At 69.2% G+C, this 22,363-nt stretch carries 17 protein-coding genes; 3 read left to right on the top strand and 14 right to left on the bottom strand.

Annotated features, from left to right (window positions below):
- Window positions 1–3 precede the first annotated feature (3 nt).
- From ACFYRX_RS21880 to ACFYRX_RS21930, 11 genes are read right to left on the bottom strand one after another with little or no spacing between them, the layout of a single operon-like run.
- Window positions 4–1,575 carry a hypothetical protein gene (locus ACFYRX_RS21880; RefSeq protein WP_389102098.1) on the bottom strand — a complete coding sequence of 524 codons (1,572 nt, stop codon included), beginning with the start codon at window positions 1,573–1,575 and terminating at the stop codon, window positions 4–6.
- Between the two features lie 7 nt (window positions 1,576–1,582).
- Window positions 1,583–2,257 carry a phage baseplate assembly protein V gene (locus ACFYRX_RS21885; RefSeq protein ID WP_389102101.1) on the bottom strand — a complete coding sequence of 225 codons (675 nt, stop codon included), beginning with the start codon at window positions 2,255–2,257 and terminating at the stop codon, window positions 1,583–1,585.
- Window positions 2,257–3,342, bottom strand: coding sequence for a phage late control D family protein (locus tag ACFYRX_RS21890; RefSeq protein WP_389102104.1), 1,086 nt, complete (start codon window positions 3,340–3,342; stop codon window positions 2,257–2,259). The genes ACFYRX_RS21885 and ACFYRX_RS21890 overlap by 1 nt, the downstream gene beginning before the upstream one ends.
- Entirely contained in the window at window positions 3,335–3,508 is a 174-nt protein-coding gene (locus ACFYRX_RS21895; protein WP_389102106.1) for a hypothetical protein, read from the bottom strand. Before ACFYRX_RS21895 ends, ACFYRX_RS21890 begins: the two co-directional genes overlap by 8 nt.
- A gap of 4 nt (window positions 3,509–3,512) precedes the next feature.
- Window positions 3,513–4,865 (bottom strand): hypothetical protein, encoded by a 1,353-nt coding sequence (locus ACFYRX_RS21900; RefSeq protein WP_389102108.1) that lies wholly within the window; start codon window positions 4,863–4,865, stop codon window positions 3,513–3,515.
- Window positions 4,865–5,374, bottom strand: a complete 510-nt coding sequence (locus ACFYRX_RS21905) for a phage tail protein (protein ID WP_389102111.1) — start codon at window positions 5,372–5,374, stop codon at window positions 4,865–4,867. The genes ACFYRX_RS21900 and ACFYRX_RS21905 overlap by 1 nt, the downstream gene beginning before the upstream one ends.
- Entirely contained in the window at window positions 5,361–7,316 is a 1,956-nt protein-coding gene (locus ACFYRX_RS21910) for a phage tail sheath family protein (protein ID WP_389102113.1), read from the bottom strand. Before ACFYRX_RS21910 ends, ACFYRX_RS21905 begins: the two co-directional genes overlap by 14 nt.
- On the bottom strand, window positions 7,313–7,774 hold the full coding sequence (locus ACFYRX_RS21915; protein WP_389102116.1) for a phage tail protein: 462 nt from the start codon (window positions 7,772–7,774) through the stop codon (window positions 7,313–7,315). Before ACFYRX_RS21915 ends, ACFYRX_RS21910 begins: the two co-directional genes overlap by 4 nt.
- Window positions 7,775–7,805: 31 nt before the next feature.
- Window positions 7,806–9,692: a phage tail sheath family protein gene (locus ACFYRX_RS21920; protein WP_389102118.1), complete on the bottom strand. Its 1,887-nt coding sequence runs from the start codon at window positions 9,690–9,692 to the stop codon at window positions 7,806–7,808.
- A gap of 22 nt (window positions 9,693–9,714) precedes the next feature.
- Window positions 9,715–10,653 (bottom strand): hypothetical protein, encoded by a 939-nt coding sequence (locus tag ACFYRX_RS21925; protein WP_389102119.1) that lies wholly within the window; start codon window positions 10,651–10,653, stop codon window positions 9,715–9,717.
- Entirely contained in the window at window positions 10,650–11,246 is a 597-nt protein-coding gene (locus ACFYRX_RS21930) for a DUF4255 domain-containing protein (RefSeq protein ID WP_389102122.1), read from the bottom strand. The genes ACFYRX_RS21925 and ACFYRX_RS21930 overlap by 4 nt, the downstream gene beginning before the upstream one ends.
- A 119-nt stretch (window positions 11,247–11,365) precedes the next feature.
- Between ACFYRX_RS21930 and ACFYRX_RS21935 the strand changes: the two genes are divergently transcribed.
- A complete protein-coding gene (locus tag ACFYRX_RS21935; protein ID WP_389102125.1) occupies window positions 11,366–12,262 on the top strand; it encodes a hypothetical protein in 897 nt (298 codons plus the stop codon).
- 33 nt (window positions 12,263–12,295) lie between these two features.
- Here the strand turns inward: ACFYRX_RS21935 and ACFYRX_RS21940 are convergent, their stop codons facing one another.
- The 3 genes from ACFYRX_RS21940 to ACFYRX_RS21950 all read right to left on the bottom strand — a co-directional run bounded on the left by ACFYRX_RS21940 (window position 12,296) and on the right by ACFYRX_RS21950 (window position 16,013).
- Window positions 12,296–12,985, bottom strand: a complete 690-nt coding sequence (locus tag ACFYRX_RS21940; protein ID WP_389102127.1) for a BTAD domain-containing putative transcriptional regulator — start codon at window positions 12,983–12,985, stop codon at window positions 12,296–12,298.
- A gap of 37 nt (window positions 12,986–13,022) precedes the next feature.
- Entirely contained in the window at window positions 13,023–14,966 is a 1,944-nt protein-coding gene (locus ACFYRX_RS21945) for a S41 family peptidase (RefSeq protein ID WP_389102129.1), read from the bottom strand.
- Window positions 14,967–15,035: 69 nt separating this feature from the next.
- Window positions 15,036–16,013, bottom strand: a complete 978-nt coding sequence (locus tag ACFYRX_RS21950; protein WP_389102132.1) for a hypothetical protein — start codon at window positions 16,011–16,013, stop codon at window positions 15,036–15,038.
- 212 nt (window positions 16,014–16,225) lie between these two features.
- On the opposite strand from ACFYRX_RS21950, the gene ACFYRX_RS21955 reads away from it, so the two are divergent.
- Window positions 16,226–19,003 (top strand): AAA family ATPase, encoded by a 2,778-nt coding sequence (locus tag ACFYRX_RS21955; protein WP_389102134.1) that lies wholly within the window; start codon window positions 16,226–16,228, stop codon window positions 19,001–19,003.
- A 142-nt stretch (window positions 19,004–19,145) separates the two neighbouring features.
- Window positions 19,146–22,316: a P-loop NTPase fold protein gene (locus ACFYRX_RS21960; protein WP_389102137.1), complete on the top strand. Its 3,171-nt coding sequence runs from the start codon at window positions 19,146–19,148 to the stop codon at window positions 22,314–22,316.
- The last annotated feature ends 47 nt before the right edge of the window (window positions 22,317–22,363 follow it).

The following is a 22,363-nucleotide window of genomic DNA, read 5'->3' on the forward strand; positions in this document are numbered from 1 at the left end:
TCGTCAAGTGCGGTCACTCGAGCGTCCCGCTGCTTGGAAGCCCGGCCCTTTGCGGCAGAGGGGATCGCCCGGCTTTGGGAGCCTGGGGGGTGAAGGAAATGAGGGCAGGCTGCCCGGCTGTAGGGAGTCGACAAGCATTTTTGCAACCTGGCTGTCGCTGCCTAGCTCACGAATGTTAGAAACCAAAAGATCTGTGGACCCAGCAGGTCCAAGCACCTCATCCATCGAGTCTTTCTCGTTGGCACTCATCTGATTGATCGGATTGCCGGTAGCGAGGTAGTCGTTGACAACCTTGAGTGCCGCTCCGGCCGACGGCCAACAAAAGCGCAGCAGCAGCATCCACCACAGCTGGAAGATCAGCGTGACGATGGGCAGGAACAGAGTGAAGAGGAACATCGCGACGATAGTGAAGAGTTCCAGGGCGTAGGTACAGCGCTCGACCGCATCGCCGCCCGACGTCCCCGTGTCCGGTATTCCCTTTCCCTTGGTGAACTGGAGCTGTGAGCCGGGCGGTTGTATGAACTCGACCCCGCCCGGGCCCGCCGGTAGGTTGCCGGCGCGGGCGGCGAGGGTGCGGAAGTCCGGGGTTGTGATGGAGACACGGCGGTTCTGCGTGCCGGTTGGGTCGAAGAAGGAGGCCAGGCGGTAAGGGGCAGTCGGGGTGCTCCACCAGAAGCGGGGAGGGCAGTGTTCGTGGCCCGGGCGTGGGGGGAGCCGCGCGAAGCACTGCATGCGGTAGACGGACTGGTCGTCGAGCTTGGGGGCGCCGGTCGCGTCGGGGTGGGCTGACATCGTGGGCACGGCGCCGAACCAGAGGGAGCGGGTCTGGGCCGCGGCGCAGTCTTGAGGGCGCGGTGGGATCCGCCACATGGAGAACTCCTGCTCGTGGGGCAGGAGTTGCGGTGCGGCATCGGGCTGGGTGGGCACCTTTGTCCAGGTGCCTCGGCCATCCTCGCCCACGATCCAGGCCTCGGTCACCCATTCCGGATTCGCTGCCGCCAGCAGAACAGCCTGGTCCGGGGGGAGTTGCCGGCCCGCCGTCGTCCAGGTCACTTGGTCGATGTCTGCGACATCGGGCTGGTCCGGAGCTTCCTTCGCCTGCCCGCGCTGCTCGGAGTCGAGTTCCTTGATCAGTAGACGGGCCAGTTTGCGCAACGCAGTCAGGTTTCGTTTGCCTTGGACGACCATGACGTCCCGACGTACGACGAAGCCGACTTCGAGGCCTTCGGTGTCACCTGGCCGAGGCAGACCGGGTTCGTCACAGAAGAGTTCGGCGACCAGTGCGTAGAAGCGGTCGTGATGCGGTTGATAGAGCTTGCGCATCCCTGTCCGCACCATGCGATAAGGCGGGTATCCCTTGTGCAGCCGTGGATGTGAAGCCATGGAGACCGGATAAGACCACTCGTCCTCGGGACCGAAGGCCAATGAGACGCTCGGGTCGCGCATCAGGCGGTCGACGTAGTCGGTGGCCGCGTACTTCTGGATGGCGGGCATCGTGGCTGTGTCGTCGAACGGGTCTCTCTCAGCTCGTGCCAGGTCGTACCAGGGAGTGCGCAGGGCGTAGTCATGCGTCATGACGGCCTCACAGGATGTTGCCCGCACCGGGCGTGTAAGCCGGAGACATCACCATCGTCTCGGCGATCAGGGTTGTGCACTTGACGATGCCGCTGAACGTCGACACCGCGGCGTCCACCTTGACCATGGGCGCCGTTACGTTCATCGAGACGGTGCCGGTGATGTCGACGGAGGTTGAGGTGAGTGTGACTGTGCAGCCGGTCGCGTGGCGGATCGTCACCTCCTGGGTGGCGTTGTCCAGGACGACCTGATGGCCCGACTCCATCGTGATGCGGACCTTCGCGGCGCCCGCCGAGTCGTCGAATTCCAGGCGGCTGCCGCGCCGTGACCGCAGTACGCGCAGGTTGTTGGCTCGGGTGGCGGCCTCCGGGAGGGCCGTGCGGCCGTTCCAGGTGGCGCCGACGATGTAGGGGCGGCGGAGGTTGCCGGCCTCGAAGGCGACGACGACCTGGCTGCCGGTCTCGGGGAGGATCTGGAGGCCCTGGTTGTCGTCGGCGTAGGGGCTGCACAGGGTGGCCCAGGCGCGGACGTCGCGGTCGCCGTCCGTGCCCAGCCAGGGGAAGCGGACCTCGATGCGGCCGAGGCGGTCAGGGTCGACGAGTTGGGTGACGAGGGCGGGATAGACGCCGAAGTAGGACGGCGTGGAGCCGTCGGGCGGGGTGGGCAGTCCGGGCAGGGCCATCAGGCCACCTCGTTGAGGGTGGGGCGTTCCGCCTCGAAGCGTGTGCGGAAGCCGTGTGTGTGGTCGAAGGTGTGGGTGAGTCGCGTGACGTAGTAGCCGCCACCGTCGAAGGGAGCGCCGATGTGGCGGAGGTCCAGGCGGCTGCCGACGGTCATGTCGGGGGAGCCTCGGGTCACGCCCGTGACGGTGACGAAGCGGCGGCCGCGGCGCAGCATTTCGGCGCGGGCCCACGCGGCGGCCTCGGCGGAGGTGAGGGCGGCTTCACGTACGCGGTAGGAGGTGCTGGCGCCCAGGGCCCGTTCGACCAGGCGGGGGCCGGTGCGGCCGCCGGTGACCTCGGCGTCGAGGGCGTCGGGCCCGGCCTCCTCGTCGATGACGGCCTCGCGTTGGGCGTCGTAGCCCGTGACGACGACGGCGCTGCGCTGGTGGGCGAGGTCGGCGCAGGCACGTACTGAGAGGAGCTGGCTGCCGTGGACCAGGGTGAGTTCGGTGCCCTCGCGGCTTGCGCGGTCGCGGAAGTGGAGTTCGTCGCCGGTGCACCAGAGTTCGGCTCGCACGAGGCGGGCGCGCTCCCTCAGGAACGCCAAGTCGTTCTGGTTGAACTGCTGTACAACGTCGTAGCGGGGCCCGTCCGCCTCCGTGTCGCCCTTGAGATGGTGCGCTGCCGCGATCTCGGCGGCTATGTCGGCATCGGTGGCGTTGCGGTAGGTTCGCATCCGTCGGGTCATGCGCAGTCGCATCAGCGCGTCCTCGGCGTACACGACCACCAGGGGTGGCTCGCCGTCCCCGAAGACCGCCTCGATCGCCGAGAACGTGCCCTCGAACACGTACCGCTGCACGCCCTCCGGACCGATGCTGACGCGCACCCGTCGGCCGAAGTCGATGTGCGCGCCGTCGAGATGGAGCATCGCACCGGGCGGGCCGGGGGAGCCGCCGATCACCGCAAGGAGATGCGCCCGCATGGTGCGCAGGCCTCCCAAGCCCTCGCTGATCTCCAGCCGGATGCAGTCGCGGGCCAGGTCCCGGACCAACTCGTCGTCCACCGAGAAGACCGGTGACACCAGGGCGTATGTCGGTTCAGTCATCGAAGTCCACCGCGCAGACCCGCCCGGCCAGCCATTCGGCCCGGCAGCGGATCTCCTGCCAGCGTTCCTCCGCGGCCCATGGGTCGACCGATTCCGCTTCGTGGGGAGCGTCGCTGGTCCCGGTGGGTACGACCTCGGAGTGCAGCTCGTCGATGTGGACACTCATCCGGTCATCCCCCTCCCGGTGCTGCCGGTTTCCATCGCATCGTGCTCGGCCGGGCGTCACGGCGGCGTTGCTCACGGTCCGCTCGCGCGCGGGAGCCGGTGGCCGGCGGCAGTTGCTGCCACGGGGCCGGGCCCGATAACGCGTCGGGCGCGGCGGTCTCGTACGGCCGGGCACGGGCGGCGAGACTGCGACGGCCACCCTCAGCTATGTCGGCCAGCGTCGGTGGGTGGACCCGGGTGCGCAGGGGAATGGCCCGGCCGTAGGTCAGGGACCGCGGGTCCACGGCGTCGGCATCCACCGTGCTCACCGTCGCCTGCGCGGGCGCGGCGAACGCCGCCCGGGCGGCCGCCGAGGCCTGCCCGGTGGCCTCGGCGGTGACCGTACGGACGGCCCGGGCGATCCCGCCGGCCTGGGACAGTGCGAACCCGGCGGCCTCCAGAGCGCCGGGAGCCCCGGCCGGGGCGGGGCCGGAGGGCACCGGTGCGGCCAGTCCCAGGGCCTGCGCCAGCGCCTCGGTGACCGAGGATCCGACCCCCGCGGCGTAGCCCGCGGCGCGGCCGACGCCCGCGTCCGTGGTCAGCTCCGGTCCTACCTGTACCGGGGCGCCGGCCGGAAGCCCGAGCGGACTCTGCAACCCGTTCATCAGCGAGCGCCAGGCGGCCGGGTCGCCGCCGATGCGAGCGGCCAACTGCTGGGCACTCTCGCCGTCCTGGGCCGTCTCGACCTTCTCGGGTTTGGTGGTTCCACGGTGGCCGGGGGCCGTGCCGGTGTCGTCGGACACCTGTGACGGCTGCTGGTTGCCAGGGACGGACGCCGCCTTGTCGTCCCTGCCGCCGGGCCCGATGATGTTGCCCTCGTATGCGGGGTCCTGCTCTGTGACGCTGATGCTGAGCTTGGCCCGCAGAGGCGTGCCGTCGGGGGCGAAGTAGTCGAGTTCCTCGGTGATCTGAGTGACGATGCCGTCGAAGGCGAACTGCCCCCAGCTGAAGCGGAGTACTGGCGGCGCCTTCAGCCCCGTCGCTCCGGGCCTGGCGAAGTGGCGTACCGCGGCCGTCAACCGCCGTACATCGAAAGGCTGGTTCGTCCCGGCCCCGCTCCCGGCGTCCACCTCCTCGGCCGAGTCGTACTCCAGGTCGAAACTCAGGACGGCGGGCGTGACCGAGAAGTACTGCCGCGCCACCGTTTTGACGGTCTTCCCGCCGATGTCACGGGTGTTCTGGTACTGAAGCCGCAGTGAGGTGGGATTGAACTGCACTTCGACCGCGTCGCCGTCCGGCGTGTAACCCGGCGGATCCGAGCCTTTGGCGCCATGCGCCTTCTTCAGCTGCTGGATCGTGGCCGGCACCAGTTTGCTCATCAGGGCCCCATCCGAAGGCCTTCATGGACGATGTGCAGCTCCTCGATCGCGATCTCACCGGTCTTCGCGTTGAGGGTCGGGCCGGATACCTTCTGCGGCAGGCCGCGTTCGAAGCGCCAGGTGGCCCGAGGCTCCGCGGTGGCAGGATCCTTGACCGTGATGAACCCGTCATAGCGCGGGATCGGCAGGACGCCGGCGACCATTCCCTGCAGCCAGTCCCACATTTCGGTATTGGCGCTCCGACCCGCGGCCGTGGTGAACAGCCCGCGTTTGAGCGTGATCGGCTGAAGCCTGACCCGGCCGACCCGCCGAATGATCCCGTCGTTGCGGCCACCTTCGAGGTACTCCCGTACGTCGGCCTCAAGTTCCAGTCCCGAGCATTCCTGGAACGAGCCTTCGGCGAACCGCCGCGGGGCCGGGTCGGCGCCTGTGGAGGGGCTCCGGGTGAAGGTGACCTCGAACCGGAAGGTCTGAAGGATCCTGGTGTGCAACGGCTCAGGAGAGCTCATCGCCGTCCTCCTCCACGCGTACGCCACCCTCCCCGTCCCCGGAGACCCGCAGCACCAGGAACTCCAACGGCTCGGCCGGCGCCACCCCGACCTCGGCGACGAGCCGGCCGAGCGCGAGTGACTGGGGCGGGTTGACATCGTCGCCGACGCGCACGAAAAAGGCCTCCCGCTCGGTGGCACCGGTGAACGCGCCGCGCTCGTACAGGCCGCGCAGGAACATCTCGAGGGTGTGCCGCAACCGTTCACGCAGATCAGTTGTGTGAGGCTCGAACACGATCCACTGCGACTGCCGGTGGAGCGCGAGCCGGAGCATCGTCATGAGCCGCCGCACGCTGAGTTGCCGGTACTCCGGGTCTGACGACAGTGTGCTGGCCGAAGTGAGACGGAAGCCGTCGCGCTCCGCGCGGTAGACGTTGATTCCCTGCGCGAAGAGGGCCTCATGCTCGGCATCCCCGACCCTGACCGCGCCGAGCACCGCGCCGCGCGCCAGCTCGTTGGCGGGGCCCCACGGCAGTCCCAGCCGACGTTCCCGGGCCGCGATGATGCCGGCCGCGAAGGCCGACCCCGGGACCGGCACCCGTACCCCGGACACGTCCACGACGGCGAGCCAGGGGTGGTACGCAGCGGCGTAGGAGTTGTCGAACCCGGTCCGCCAGCGCGCAACCGCCCGTGTGTCCAGCCCGGGCGGCACATCCAGGAGCACGGTGAACCGGCGATGGTGTTCCGTCAGGGCGACCACCCGGAGCTGCCGCTCGGTGATCGCATCGAGGTCTTCGGGGTCACTGGCGTCCAGCAGCCGCATCTCCGGGCGCGGCCGTACATATGCGGCGGGAACCGGAGTGGCGCACGGACCGTGTGCGGTGTCCGCCCAAGGGTCCGGTTCGGGGCCCGGCACGGCCCAGGACCAGAACAGGTCGGGGACGGCGAGCAAACCGATCTCGGTCGTCCGGGCCAGCCGGTCCACGCCGTGGTGTTCGCGGTCGTTCAGCGGGTCGTCGTCGGGGGGATCGCCGGGGCGGCCGTCGAAGAAGACGTCGCCGGTCAGCTCGCCGTAACGGTCCCGGCCGTTCCGGATCCGGCGGGCAGCCACCGCGGGCAGGAGCGGGCCGGGCGGTGGCAACGGCGCCTCCGGCACCTCGGACGACACCAGCAAGGACTCCTCCTGAACGACCCTGCCGAGGAACCGCGGATGGTCGGGGTGCAGACCGAGCCCGCCGGTACGTTCCTGGCGCCGAAAGGCACGGTCGTCGTCCACGAGGAACACGGCGGTCACCACTTCCGCGTCGTCGACCTCGTCCGCTCCGCCCGGCAACGGCCGGTCCAGGGTCGCGGTCCAGCGCCTCCGGCCGCGTTGTGTCAGCCGTCGCTCCGTCTTCACCACCCACCGCAACTCCCCTGGCACCGGCAGACCGGGACCGCGCAGCCGCAGCAGTGTTCCTGGCGGAACCTCCGTCCCCTCCGGGAGCGGTAGGCCTCCCTCGTCCGGTTCCAGCAGCGGGTCGGTGGTGTCGGTCACCGGCCGGAAGCGCAGGGTCACTTCGTACTCCAGCCGCAGTGTGAGCCCGTTTCCCCACGTCCCCCAGTCACGGGCGGTGAAGCGCACCGGATCGCCCCGGCCGGTCTTCACGGTTTCCAGTTCATAGCGTGCCCGGCCGTCGTCAGGCGCGGTGCCACGTGGTCCGACGCGCAGGACGTACGCCCGCTCTCCGCCCTGTTCGAAGAAGGCCGAGACCGCGTACGGCAGCAGACCCGGGCCTTCGAAGCCGCCGAACCGGAACTGGTAGTCGCTCCAGCTCCGCACGAGCACCGGCTCATCGACCGGACCGCGCGGCGCGACTCCGGCGAATCCCGTTACGTCGAGCCGGACCGGCCGCAGCGACCGGTCGATCCGCTCCGCCACGCGGTAGATCCCGGGAGCGCCGAGTCGCAGTCCGGCGGTCACGGCGAGGTGAACACAATGCTCTCGGCGACGAGCTGGAGCTCCTCCATCGCGACCTCGCCGCCGCCCTTGCCCGCCAGGGTGGGTCCCACCCACTTCTTGGGCTGGGCGGCTTCCAGCTTCCAGCGGCAGACGGTGCCGGCGCGTGACTCGTCCTGCAGCGAGATGATCACCGTGCGGGGCTCGAACCGGCCCTCGCGGGTGGCCGCCAGCCACTCGAACAGCCGGGTGTCGCCGATCAGTCCGCGTTTGAGCGTCACATCGTCCGTCGTGTTGGTGTTGGCCACCTTGCGTACATGGTTGTCCCTGTCGTTGCCCCCGCGGTACTCGGAGTACTTCACCTCGTTGCCGAGTCCACTCACGTCGGAGAAGCCGCCGATGAGCGCAGCGTCGTCCCAGTTGTCGCCCAGTTTCACCAGGAAGTTGAACGCCCCGTACGGGCTTTCCTCGCGCAGTGCCATGGTCCGTCTCCGCTCCGTCCGGCTGCTGGGGTCAACTGCGTTGCGCGTCGGCGGTCCACTGGCCGATGCGGAAGATGACGAACTCGGCCGGGTAGGTCGGAGCCACCCCGATCTGGCAGATCATCCGCCCGTTGTCGAGATCGTTCTGGGACATGGTGGTCCGATCGCAGCGCACGAAGTACGCCTCCTCGGGCCGGGTGCCCATCAGCGCCCCGGTGCGCCAGACCACGAGGAGGAAGTCCTCGATGGACTGCCGGACGGAGGCCCACAGCCGCTCGTTGTTCGGCTCGAACACCGCCCACTGGGTCGCCCGTTCGATGGAGTGCTCCAGATAGATGAACAGGCGACGGACGTTGACGTACTTCCATTCCGGATCGGAACTCATGGTCCGGGCGCCCCACACACGGTTGCTGCGGCCCTCGAAGAACCGGAGCGCGTTGATGCCCTCGGGGTTGAGCAGTGACTGCTGGTCGTAGTTGACCTTGTGCTCGAACTCGGCGATGCCGAGCACCACTTCATTGGCCGGCGCTTTGTACACGCCTCGTTCGGTGTCGCTGCGCGCATAGATCCCCGCGATGAACCCGGACGGCGGCAGCGTCACGACGGGTGTCGGCGTGCCGGGTTCGGGCACGGCGTTCGGGTCGAGGATCTTGACCCATGGGTAGTAGAGGGCGCCGTATTTGGTGTCGAATCGGGCACGGAATTCACGTACTTCGGAAATCGAGCTTTCCTTCGGCGGGTCCACGATCGCGATCCTGTACCGCAACCTCTCGCAGTGCTCGATCAGCGCGTCCACGACCTGCTTGGATTCAGAGTCGGTTTCCCAGCGCACTGTGTCGGGCATGGCGACTACGGCGATGTCGTCGATTCCGGCGAGCGCCTGCAGACCGGTTGCCGCGATCGAGGCGTTCTCAGGGTCGGCTTCTTCCCCTCTGAAATCGTCCGGTCGCAGGGCCGTCTCGCCGTCGCTGCCCCCGGACAGGAATCCACTGCTCTCCGGGAGCAGCAACGCTTCCATGAGCCGCGCGGGCGTCGGTTGTCCGTTGACGTGGAGCCAGACGAGGGAGAACTCGTCGGCCGGGTCGACCAGACCGAGGACCTTGCTGATGGAACGGGCGCTGCGGGGGTCGGCTGCGAGGTCGTTGTAGACGTCCACCCGGCGCTGCCCCATCGACACCGTGACTGCGAGGCGGATGGGGAAGGCCGCCTGACCGGCGGGTAGTTCCAGCCCGCTGCCGCCTTCGAGCCTGAGCTCTCCGTCGGCGGGGTCCCGTACCACGACACGCAGGTTCCCCGGCAGCGGCGGTTGGTCGTCGGGCATCCGCACCGCTCGGTCGGCGTCGAGTGGCGCCAGTTCGACGAGGGTGCCTACCCGCACACCGGTGAGGCTCGGGACCGGTGGACTGCCCGAGGAGATCAAGGCGTTCTTGCCTCGCTGGAAGTCGGTGTCGACCTTGATCTCGCGTCCGGCCCGCCCCGGCCACCGGGCGCGCCACTGTGCCACCGGCGCGGTGCCCGTGCCCACGTCACGGCGGGCGAAGCATTCGTCGATCCGGTCGGCGTCGACACCGGTTCCGGCCCGGAACCACGGGAAGACGCGGGCGATGTACAGCCGGCGGCCACCGTTGGCGAAGAACGCCCGGACGGCCAGGGCAAGGTAGTTGGTGTCTCCGGACACTTCCTCAAGGCCACCGAACGCGCGCTCGAAGTCCGCGAAGCTGGTGAGGGGCGGAGGTGGGGCGAGGACGGGCCGAATGTCCTCGTCGCCGTCCGTGCCGGTGAAGGTCAGCGTGTGCGGTACCGGACCGTAGCGCGTCAGCCCGACCATCCCACAGGTACTCGTGGAGACGCCCTCGATCGTCTTGGAGCGGAAACTGGTCTCCTCGACGTACACGCCGGGGGTCAGATACTCGGGCATGCGCGGACCTCCTCGGTCGCGTTCAAGGGGTGAACAGGAAGGGCGTGGGCTCGGATCGCATTCCGCCGACCTGGATGCGGACCCGATGGTCGGCGGACGACTGCCGATATCCCGGAGGCGGAGTCTCGCCGCGCATCAGGGCGGTGTCGAGATCGACCACCTGCGGCGGTGGGACGTCGCCGGTTCGAGGCACGGGCTCGATGGGCAGCCCTGCCAGCCGGTCCTCGTCGCCCGACACCGGGGCGGGAATCGGCACGGGCACCGGCGCCGGGCCGAAGACGACGATCCGCAGGCGCACTTCCTTCCGCAGCGCCAGGTCGACATCGCCGAGTGTCGTCACGACCAGCAGGAACTCTCCGCGCTCGTCGCCGTGCGCCCGCCCCACGATGACGTCGTGGGGTGGCTGGTCCTCGATCCGTGCTTCAACACGGGCCCAGGGCAGGGGACCGGCGGCGTCGCGGACGCGTCCGCGCAGTCCCGTGACGCCCCGTGGCAGGACGTACGCGCTGCCCGGCAGCAGCCGGGGGCGCAGCAGCCGGGAGCGTACCGGGATGTGCCCGCCCGCGGCCTCCGCCGCCTCGACCTCGGCCAGTGTCCACAGCGGTACCGCCAGCCTCCGGGGTACGAACCGCCGCCGGGGATCGTCGATGCGCACGACGACCGGCGCCGGGGCCGGCGCCGGGGGAACGCCGTCGCGCAGGAGCACGACCGGGCGTCGCCGCAGCTCGTGCCGGAGCCGGTACCGTCCAATGCCGCTCGCCTCCAGTGGCAGGTCGATGCGCCGAAGCAGGGGGTCGAGCCCTTGCCCGCGGCGGCGTCGGCGCGGCTGATCCGGGACTTCCCGGCCCACCCGGACCGCCGTACCCACCGCGCGGCCGGTGACGGCGTCGACCGTCTCCACACCCAGCGCCAGCCGGTGCAGCAGCACGGTGTGAGTGACGAGCTCGCCGCCAGAGGTCATGGAGTCACCTTCTGCGCCATCTCCGCCAAGACCGTGGCGACCCGCTCGCCCTCGACCGCGGGGCGCCCTTCGATGAGGACGACACGGGCCACGTACGGCAGGCACAGCCGGAATTCGGCGGTCAGCGCCTGGAAGGCCTCGCTCATGGAGTCCAGGGCGAGTTCGTCGGGCACCACCTGGATCGAATCCCCGGGCCGCCACTGCCCGCTCGGATGGAGCAGTGGGCCGGTGAGGACGGGCTCGCTCTCCAGAACACGCACCGCGAGACCGAGATACTCCAATTCGAACTCGACGTTCCCGTCCCATGCGGAGACCAGGAGGTGCATGCGCAGCGGTAGCCGCGGCACCCCGTCGGCACCGGCGACCGCGGACCACCCGGCACGGGTCTCCCGGTCGACGGACAGCCGATAGCAGTACACGGACACCGCAGGAAACTGGATCGCCGCGCCAGGCGTGTCCACGGTGCCCAGATCGCCGGTGCCGACCAGCACGGCGCTGGGCCGGCGCAGTCCCGGCAGTTCCTCCTCGAAGCGCAGTTTGAGCAGCGCGACGATGCTGCGTCCCACGGCGGCGAGAGCCTGGTATCCGGCCATGCCGCAGATGCTCCGCCCGTCTCGTCACCGCAGCGTCGCCGACACCTGAACTCCCCTCCGGCGACGCTCAGGTGACGTGTCCTCACCGACACTTCGCCTGACCGGTCGAAGGAGGAGTGATGGCCACCACCTATCGGGAGCCGCGCAAGCCCGGCCTTCGCAGTGAAGACGCGCCGTCGAAACCGTGCGCGGACTGCGATCCGAGCGGGCTGGACACGCTCAAGTGCGATGCCGAAGGCATCAAGAAGCAGGCGGAGGTGACAACCGAAGCCGCGGCCAAGATTGCCGAACGCCGCACCAGGTACGACGTGGCGCGGGCCAAGTACACCCAGGCCCACGAGGGTGCGGCGAAGGTCGTGGAGGAGTCCGGAGTCCAGCTCAACCAGCTTCTGGAACGCCTGAAGTGCACGATCGACGACGATCGCGTCGTCGCGCGTCTGAGGCGGGCCCACCAGGCCGTGCAGACAAAGCTCGACGAGTGCGGTGGGGCCGCCGGCTGCTGCGCCGACGACGACTGCGACTTCGACACAGACGTCTCCGACGTGCCGCTCAGCGAACTCAACGCCCGGCGCGCCGATGCCGCCCGGCACACCGCGCAGGCCGAGAAGTGCTTCGACGATCTGATCGGCGAACCCGAGGAGCTCACCAAGCGGACCACCGCGATCAAGGAGGAGCTCGCGAAGATCAGCGAGGCGATGGGTAAGGGTGAACAGGGCCCCGCGCTCGTCCGGCTGTATGCCCGCCTCCTGGTCGTGAAGCAGTGGATCGACGATGTTTGGCGCGGTTTCGCGGGATCGAACGACTACGTGAACTGCCTGTGCAAGGCGCTCACTTGCTCACTCAAGGGCTGGCAGGCACTCGCGATCATCGAGGGAGCGATCGCCACGGCCGAGTGCCGGGAGAAGTCGGCGGAGGAGCGGTGCACGGAGCTTCGGCACAGCCTCGTGGAGGAACTGCTCGCCGAATACTCCAAGTTGCTGAAACACGCCACTAACGAGGCCGACGCCGAGGCCTGAAGGAGCTCCCGCCTCCGGTGGTGCAGGGCGGCTTCAGGGGGCGAGGGGCAGCGCCGAGGTCAGCCGGGCCGACGGCTCCACGCCGAGTTCCCGACGCAGGAGATCCCGGAACGACCGGAAGTGCCGGGCCGCTTCCGTCACGTTGTCCTCCGCGAGATGGGCACAGACGACGAGCCGGTGGGCGCTCTCCCGCAACGGCTCGACGCGCACGCTCTCCAGCGCTGCCTCCAGGGCGAGTGCGGGGCGGCCCTGCGTGATGAACTGCACCGCGAGAGCGTCCAGCGCGTGCAGCCTGAGCTGGCGCAGGCGTTCGCGTTCGAAGACGACCCAGTGCTCGTCCCAGCCCGGCAGCAGATCGCCGTCGAAGAGCAATTGGTGAGGAACTTGGTCGCCGTCCACCACGCGCCGGGCGGACTCGGCGAGGGCCTGAGCGTCGACGATCACCGAGTCCTCCAGGGACAGCGTGTCCCGGTCACTGCGTATGAGCGGCCCGCTGGAGCGGTGCAGCCTCCACAAGGTGGTGCGGAGGCTGCCATGGGCCCGCTCCTCGGTGGCGTCGGGCCACAGGGCGCCGGCCAGGACGGTTCGGGTGGCCCGCCGATGGAGTCCGAGATAGGCCAGGAGCCGCCGCCCACCCGCACAGACGTCGACCGCCGTGGCACCGCGTTCGAGCCGGAAGCGGCCGAGCAGACGAAGGTGGGGGGCGAGCCCCGCGGCGGTCATCGGCTGGTCCGACCTGGTTCAATCGGCCGACGCCGCGTCATGACCGTAAGGTCCGCGCTGCGGCGAGCACTCCCGCGGCGTATCCGTTGACACGGATGTGTGAGCCCTGCGACGGGGCGGGGGACAGGGCGATGGACGTGTCGCCGTCGGTGACGTCCTTCGAGGTGCGTGGACGGTCGTCGACGAAGATGTCGACGCGGTCGAGACCGGCGGTGCCCACGGTCAGGGTGCCGCTTCGCCGCTCGAGCGCCGCGTCCAGCCGGAAAGAAGGCAGGTCCGCGAGGAGCGCGCCCGCGCGGGCCAGCAGGTCGGTGTTGTCGTGCAGCAGGTCGTCGCGGGTGAGGTGGTGGCGTACGTCCGGGACGACGCCGAGGTCTTCCACCGGCGTGCCGGCCAGGGCACCCACCCGTACCGTGCGCCGGATCGCCACGCGCAGGTTCGCGCCGCCGGGCAGCGACCGGTACGGCGACTCGGGGTCGGGGCCAGGTACTTCGAGAAGGGCCTTGAGGAGCGCGTGGGTCCATACGTTGGCGCCGCCCGCACCGGTGTTGTCGTCGGTGCCGAGGATCGGTCCGACGGCATGGTCCTGGAACCCCGCGGCGAATATGTCCGTCGCCGAGTAGCAGCGCGCGTCGGTGACGAGCACGACGGGTCCCTGGTACTGCTGCCCGAGGGCGTTGGCCCCCGCCTCAGGGGTGATCGGGAACGTGGCGGAGAAGGTCGCCCCGGTTTCCAACGCCTGCTCCAGGGACGGGAACCACGGCCCCAGGTCGATCTGACGAGTCGGATTCTCGGCGTGTCGGCGGCAGATCCGCAGGTTGAGCGGAGTGCTGATGAACTGCACCGGCTCGGGCACGATCCGGCGCGGAGTGAGCGTCTGCAGCAGGAACTCGGAAGCGTGGATGTGGCCGCCGCCGTTGCCCCGTACGTCGAGGACGAGCCCCGCGCCTGGGATCAGGCCGAGCAGGCGGACGAACTCCGTCACGAAGGCGTCGGGATCAGTGGTGTTGAAGGTGAAGACGCGGATGTGCCCGAACGTCCCCGACGGTGTCTCGATCGTGCGGACCCGGAAGAAGCCCGGCAGCGTCGTCGCGATGTCCTGCCCGGCCGAGGGCCCGTCGGCGGACTCGGCGGTGGGCATCGGCGGATGGTCCGCTTCCTCCAGGGCGACCACTTCGGGCACGAACAGGAGCTTCGTCGCCCGGCTCATCTCGTCCCCGCCGAGGTCGAGGCCCTGCGCGGTGGCGGCCGTGCTGAGCCCGTCGGCATCGACGAACGGCGGCAGGTTGTCGGTCACCCGCCACGGCTCACGCAGTTCGTGGGCGGTTCCGTCCTGTCCGATGTAGCCGAGGGTGACCCAGTCCTCGTCGGGCGGCCGGTGCAGGGCGAGTGGACGGATGGTCAGGGACTGCAGTCCTCGGGAGTGCCGGGCCGCAGGGTTGCTTCCGGCGAAGCGGTCCGCGCACAGTTCCACCTCCCGGTCGAGGGGGATTCCGTTCCAGTGGACGGCCTCCGCGCCCGGACCGAAGCCGGGCGCGGCAAAGCCCCGCACCACACGGGTGACCAGGTACCTGAGGTCCGGTCCGGCGGTGTACTCCTCGATCTGGAAAGGCAGGTAGGCGACCCTTCCGGCGAACGGCTGAGGCAGGACGTAGTTGGTGTGCAGATCCCGTACGGAATGGAAGATCGCCGACAGCTCGGCGTGGAACCGCCACTCCGGATCCATCGTCGTGTCGGTCTGGCGGCCCAGTCGGATCAGCAGCAGCCGCAGCCGCTGGACCGGGTTCACGGCGTGCATCGCCGTCTTCAGCGGCAGATGCGCGTAGTTCTGCTCGATGAGGACGAGCGCCTGCTGTACCAGGGTCCGGCGCTCGTCGCGGGTCAGCACACCGGCGGTGCGCAGGAAGTCGGACAGCGTCGGTGCCTCGGCCAGCTGCTTGGTGAGCCACGCTGGAGATGGGCTGCTGTTGTCGGTGGACATGGTTCCTCGGCTCATGGGGCAGTCGGTTGGTGGGTCAGGGGTGTGTGGGACAGGTGGGTTCCGGGCATGTCATCCGGCTCGGACGCACAGGCGGCTCATGAGGACTTCGTCCTGCGGCGAGTCGATGACGACCAAGGCGAGGCCGGGTGCGGTGAGCACCAGGGTCTCGGGCATCTGCTGGGGGACTGCCATGGTGACGGCGGCGAGTTGCGCGCCCGCGGTGTCGAAGGCCGTCGCCGTGGCCGGCGTCTTGAAGTGGACGAGGGTCACCTCCACCTGGCTGACGGGCGCGGCGAAGGTGACGGTCGCCGACCGCACCAAGTGCAGGCCGGTGTGCCCGCCCCAGGTGCGGATCCACGAAGTGGGGACGGGCCCGTTGACGTCGCTGATCTCGATGGTCGCCGCACCCTCGACGCGCGGGTTGGCGCCGCTGCCCGCGACGGTGAAGCCGACACAGTCCGGCACAGGGGGGCACTCGCGGACGACAACACCCTCGACGGTGCCCGAGACGGCACCTTGCCCGCCGCCGCTCCCTGCGTCGAACCGGATCCGGTACACGCCGAAGACGCGGGCCCCGGCGAGTTCGGGGTCGCTGGTGCGCAGCACCCGGCCGCACAGCCGCCCCTCCAGAACACCGCGCTCGTCGCACTGCTGGGCCGGCCCGAAGACGGGATCGCGATGCGTGCCGACATTTGTCATTCCGGACAGTGCCCCGCGCAGGACGCCGGAAGGGACCTTCCAGTCGAACTGACCGGTATGCATGCCTCGCCGTTCGCCTGTGCCGCCGGCGAACACCGTCGTGAGGTCCCGGACGACGAACCTGCCGTCCAGCCGCGCTGCCGGCGGGGAGTCACAGGTGTGCGAAGTCAGCTCCAGGAGCAGGAGGTGCTCCGTTGTCAGCGAGACGCAGTCGAGGGTTCGGCACTCTTTGCGCTCGTCCGTCAGCAACCGCAGGTCGCCGCGCCCGTTCTTGGACAACTCGTCCAGGCACAGCACCACGCCGGACAGCTCCCCGGGCCCGCCCTTGCAGACGTCATAGGTGCCCATCTGTGTCCCCCTTCACATGATGTCGCTCGACGTCACCAGCTGAGCGTGTGAAGGGGGTCGACCGCATCGGGGAACTCCCTACGTTCCATGCCCATGTGAGGGATCGACAGGTGCAGCAGGAGGAGCGGAAGTCCCTTCTTGTGCGGCCCGCGAAGGAGCATTCTGGTGAGGCGGCGACAGGCAGTGTCGTTGTACGGGGGCACGGGGGCGTCATGGACGAGTCGATGGTGCGGGACTGCGAGGTCCCGGTCGGGCGTGAACGCGAGTGCGGGTTGCTGGACGGACTGCTGGAATCACTCCCCGTCCGTGGAGCGGCGCTTGTGGTGCGTGGCGATCCGGGGGTCGGCAAGACCACGATGCTCGACTACATTGCGCGGCGCGCGAACGCAAAGGTGATGAGAACGCGCGGCGTGGAATCTGAGGCGGTTCTTCCGTACACGGTCCTCGCCGACATGCTCATGCCCTTGCGGGCATACTTCGCGGAGCTTCCCGCGGCACAGTGCAGGGCGCTGGAGGGGTGCCTCGCGCTGGCCGAGTCAGCCGTCGTCAATCCGTACGCCGTCTGTGCCGGAACCCTGGGTGTGCTGACCGCGGCGGGTGAGGCGGAGCCGCTGGTGGTGCTCGTCGACGACCTTCACTGGGTCGACCCCTCGTCTCGGCGGGTGCTGTGTTTCGTCGCGCGACGCCTGGTCACCGAACGCGTGGCACTGGTGATGGCCGCGCGGGCAGAACAGCACGAGGACGGGGCCTGGGACGAGTTGCCCCAGGTCACGCTGTCGGCACTGGCCGAGGACGCGTGCCGCGAACTGCTGCGCCGGCGAGGGCTGGACGCGCCGGACACCGCGGTGAACCGGCTCATACGCCTGAGCATGGGGAATCCACTGGTGCTGGTGGAGTACGCGGAAACCCTGAGGCAGGCCCGAGCGAGTGGCAGCGACATCTGGGAACCGGAGTGGGAGACCCCGGGACCGATGGTGGAACGCGCGTGGTGGGGACGTATGAAGGCGCTGCCCCGGCAGACGCGTGACGCCTTGCTCTATGTAGCGGCGTGCCGTTCGCCGGAGTTCGCGCAACTCGAACGGGCCCTCGCCACCGAGGGTCTCTCGCTGAGCGCGCTGGAAGCGGCCGAGGAGGCCGGTCTGGTCCACGCCCGGGAGAACGCCTACGAACTCAGGCATCCGGTTCTGCGTCCCCTCGTACTCTCACACTGTTCGGTCGCCCGGCGGCTGCATGTGTACCGCGCGCTCGCCGAGCTCTCCTCCGGTGAGCTGCGTACCTGGTATCGCGCCGCCGCAGCGGCCGGACCGGACGAGACGGTGGCGGCGGCGCTGGCCGAGGAAGCGGCGCAGACGCGCCGGCGCGGGGCTCTCGGCACTTCGGCTCAGGCCTGGTACCGGGCTGCCGAACTGTCCCCCGAAGCGTCGAAGAAGGCGGTACGTCTGCTCAACGCCGCCCAGGACGCCTTCTTCGGCGGTGACACCGGCGACGCCGTGCAATGGTGCGAACAGGCACTGCACCGGAGCAGCCGACCCGAACTGACCGCGGACATCCAGCTGTTGCGCGGACAGGCACGCAGCTGGCTCGGCGAACCGGCCGGCGCACACCGGCTGCTGGTGTCGGCCGCCGCCGAGGTCACCCCGGTGGACCGCGCACGGGCCTGTGCCCTGTACGGCGCGGCGACCATGCCTGCAGCGATGGGCGGCAGGATCGACTGGGCGGTCGAATGCGCCGCCCGGTGCGGTGAGTTGGCCCAAGAACTCGGCACGGAAGCAGAGCTGCAGCTGGCTCGCGCGATACGAGGGAACGTCGCCGCACTGGCCGGGAACGTCAACGAGAGCCGTCGGCTGCTGTTCGACGCCATGAACGCTCTACCGGTCGACGGCCCGGTGGAGGAGAAGCAGTTGGCCGTGATCGTCGGAGAGGCCTTCTCCTGGGTGGACGAGGAGGAGGCGGCGCGCGAGGTACTGGACGCCGTGGTCGACCAGGCCCGGCGGCAGAGCGTTCCCTCCCTCCTGCCCTTCGCTCTGGTGGCACGATGCGAGGTGGAGTCCTGGAGCCATTGGGCGGCGGCCCGCGCCGACGGCTCCGAAGCCCTGCGCTGGGGGCAGGAGTTCGGCCACCGGGCGATGACCGGATATGCGCTGACGTCGCTTGCACGGCTGGAAGGGTTACGCGGCGACCGCGCCGGCTGCGAAGAACACATCGCCTACTACGAGGCGCACTGTGGGGAAGGTGTCTGCGGTCTTGAGCCCTTTGCTCAGGCGGCACTGGGATCGGCGGCACTGACCGTCGGCGACCTTGAGGCGAGTCTGAGCCGGTTGGAGCGCGCGTTCGCGCAGGCGCAGGAAATGGGGTTGGCCAATCCCAACCTGATGCCCTTTGTGGCCGATCTCGCCGAGGCGCACAGCCGAGCCGGCAGCAAGGAGCGGGCCTTCGAGGTCACCGACTGGCTGAGCGGGCGCGCCGAGTCCACCGGCCTGGCCTGGCCGGCCGCGGCCCATGCGCGATGTCGGGCGATGCTGGCCGACTCCGCGGACGAGGCGCAGGAGTGGCATGCCGCCGCGGAGCAGGCACACGCCAGGCGTGCCATGCCGTTCGAACTGGCCCGCACCCGGCTGGTGTGCGGGGAGACCTTCCGCCGCTTCCGCCGCTCGGCAGCCGCCCGCGCGTTGCTCCTGGATGCCCAGCGCACCTTCGCGGCGCTCGGCGCATCCCCCTGGGCCACCCGTGCCGCGGCGGAACTGGCCGCGGCCGGGCACCGGTCCGACCCGCTCAGCACACAGCCAGCCTGGACGGAGCTCCTGACGGCACAGGAGCTCCAGGTGGCCCGGGCCATCGCGGAAGGGCGCAGCAACATCGAGGCGGCCACGGCGCTGTTCTTGTCCCGCAAGACGGTAGAAGCGCATCTGACCAGGGTCTACCGCAAACTCGGCCTCCGATCACGCTCCGATCTGGCCCGGTGCCTGGCCCGGGCGGGGATGGTCGGTTGACCGCGTCGCGGTGACGGGCGCTCCACCGGTTTCCCGGAGAATCCAGGGAGTTCCCCGATGCCTTGGCGCGCCTCCCGGGCGGACGCTGGACCCGTGCGACATCCGTGCCACGTCAGACGAAGGTGAACGAGGGAGACGGGTCATGACCGACGGACACCCCGAGGAACAGCAGCGGCCTTCACCAACGCTGGAGCAGCTCCTGGCGGATTCGCATCACAAGGCGGGCGCACGGCTCGAGGAGTTCACGCGCTGGGCGTCGGCGATCCAACGCCGACGGAAGGAAGACCACGTCAGCGACACGGATCGGATCACGCGTTCTACCGCTCTGTGGACGCTCATGCAGTTGGACGGCGGCATCAAGGAGGCACTGGAATCCGGTGGAGTGAGTCATAAGGAGCTCGGGAGCGTTCTGTCGATCTCCGACGTGCAGCGCCCGAGCACCGTGAGATATCCGGAACTTCACGAGTTCTTCGCCCACGACGTGCGGGAATACCTGGCGACGCTCCCTGCCCAACGGTCTGTCGTCCAGCCGGCAGACTTGGCCCTCGCGATCGTGAACCGTGCGGCGAGCACAGATTCCCGCGGTCTGCTGCCCGGGCGTCTCAGGAATTTCAAGGTGAAATACGATGTGATCCTCCCGGCGCTCGAACGACTCCTACCGGGTGTCGAAGTCGAAGGCCCGGGCCACACCGGAAATCGGCCTGCGCTGTCCGAGACGATGCGCGCGATCGCGCAGGAGCTCTCCGGCACGGTCCGTACGTCGAACGGCACGCGCGAGATCACGGCGTTCGACATCGCCAGGGCCATCGGGCAGCGATACCCCGAGTATGCGGGCGGCTCACTGGCGGGCGCCGCGCTGGAGGTTCCGCAAGCGGCGGTACGTCGTACGTGGGGCGCCTGGAACGACGACGTCACGGCGCTGTACGACCGCGACGTCGTCGCCGACAGCAGGCACCAGGTGCTCGACGGTCGGCTCTTCCTGCTCGGACTCGGTCATCGTGACACCTCGCTGCGGACCGCACTCGAAAGGGAGGGCGTCTGGGGGCCGTTGGTGGTGGAGGTCGACGAGACGGTCGCACCGACGCAGAGCGAGTTGTGGTCGGTCTTCCAGGCCGTGCAGTTCGCGTACGGCTATCAGAGCGACCGGCCGAACGGAGAGGACCAACTCGGCGTGCAGGGCGAGGTGAACGCCGTGTGCGAGGTGATCACCGATCCCGAGGTCAAGCCGCCCCTTGCCGTAGGTCTCTTCGGTGAATGGGGCTCAGGCAAGAGCTTTTTCATGGAGAAGATGCGCGAGCGGGTCGCCAAGAGGAATCGGCTCCACATCGTGCAGATCCGGTTCAACGCCTGGCACTACGCGGACACGAGCCTGTGGGCGAGCCTCGCCATCGAGATATTCGAGCGTTTGGCAGATCCTGAACCTGTGCGTCCTGCCGACCGTGATCAGTGGCTGCGGACCCTTGGCGACCCCAACCGGGAGGCACGCCAGAAGCTGCTCTCGCAACTGGAGACCTACCGTGAGGCGAAAGCCGCCCTCGACGTTGAGCGGGCGCGTTTGCAGGCCGAGCGGGACGTCGTGGGCGCGCAGCTCGAGAAAGCGAATCAGAAGCGGCGTAAGGCGGTCGAGAAAATGCCGCTGACCGATATCGCCGGCGAGTTGGCGAAGGACGAGGGCGTGCGGGCGGCCATCGACGGGGTCGCCCGACAATTGGGCCTCGCCCCGGCGGCCGAGGAACTCATAGGGCTCGGCAGCGAGTTGCGCACGATGGCCGGCTACCTGCCCGCGGTATGGCGACTTGTCCAGAACAAGACGTGGGTCGTCGCGCTGATGGCCGCGTCTGTGGTGCTGGCACTGGCGACAGCCGCGCTGATCGTGGGGGGCGGGTGGGTTGGGCTGGGGTCACTGGTGACGGCGATCGGCTCGGTGGGCACGGCGGTGGTCACAGCGGTCACCTTCCTGCGCCCCGCTGTGCGCAAGGCGAACCGTGCGCTTGCGGCGGTCGAAAGGGCGATCGAAGCCGCCGCGGAAAAGGCGGCAGCGCTCCGGACCCAACGCAGCCGCGAGGAGCGAGAACTTGAACTCACGTTGGCGGAGACCGACCGTGAGATCGCCGAGGCGACCCAGGCGGTAGCCGCGCTGGATGAGAAGATCGCCTCGACCGTGTCCACCGCGGAGGCCCTTACGGTCGGGCGAAGGCTGTACGACTTTCTGGCCGACCGGGCGGCTGGCTACCAGAAGCATCAGGGAGTCGTCGGCATGCTGTATCGAGACTTCCGCTTTCTCGATGCCCAACTGCTGGCCTATCGGTCGAGCTCCGAGGTGACATCGTCCCTGCCCCGGGTCGACCGGGTGATCCTATACATCGACGACCTCGACCGATGTCCGCCGGCCAAGGTCCTCGAAGTACTCGAAGCCGTCCACCTTCTGCTCGCGCTCGAACTCTTCGTGGTCGTGGTCGGAGTCGATCCGCGCTGGCTGCAACGCAGCCTTCGCCATCAGTACCGGGACCTGGCGGCCGGCGCGGACGCGCAGACCGATCACTACCTCCGGGACATGCCCATCGAATACCTGGAGAAGATCTTCCAGATCCCGCTGACCCTTCCGGCCATGGAACCGGCCGCCTATGCGCGGCTGATCTCCAGTCTCGCGCCGTCGACAGGAGAAGACCGCCCCATCGAGACCACGCCCCCAACCGTCACGAACCGCACTGTGACGAGCGGGTCGTCCGGCGGAGACCGGGTACCGACCAGGGCGCCGCTCGACGTGCAGCCGGGGTCGTCCGCGTCCGGTGACGTCGGCCAGCCGGTCGACCTGACCCGGGCAGAGATCGAGTTCGCTCAGCAGCTCGGTGCCCTGGTCGCCAGCCCCCGGGCCGCCAAGCGCCTGATGAACACCTACCGACTGCTTCGCGCGACGCAACACGTGGGCACTCGTTCACGTTTCCTCGGTGGAGACGACCAACCCGGAGAGCACCAGGCCGTGTTGACTCTGCTCGCCGTTGCCGCCGGGTATCCGACCATGGTGGACCGTGTACTCGTCGCGCTTCAGGCTGACGCGACCAGGCTCGGAATCGGCCGTTGGCCGGACTTCGTTCGCGAGCTCAGGCCCGCGGGCGACCAACGCCCGGCCGGCCGACTCGTGCCGCCGGATCTCGCGAGTACGTCCCCGGATTCCGGCGACGGTCACGAACGGGCCGCCTGGACGAACCTGCAGAGCGCGCTGGAGTCCGTCCTCACGCCCAAGGGGCTCATGGATCTGGAGCCCTACAAACGGTGGGGCCGCATTGTGGCGCGGTTCAGTTTCACGCTCTGAAGGGGCGTCATGAGAACCGCGGTGCCTCTGTGGCAAGGAGACGATGC

Origin of the sequence: Streptomyces sp. NPDC005374, from assembly GCF_042872225.1 — a bacterium.
GTDB lineage: Bacteria > Actinomycetota > Actinomycetes > Streptomycetales > Streptomycetaceae > Streptomyces.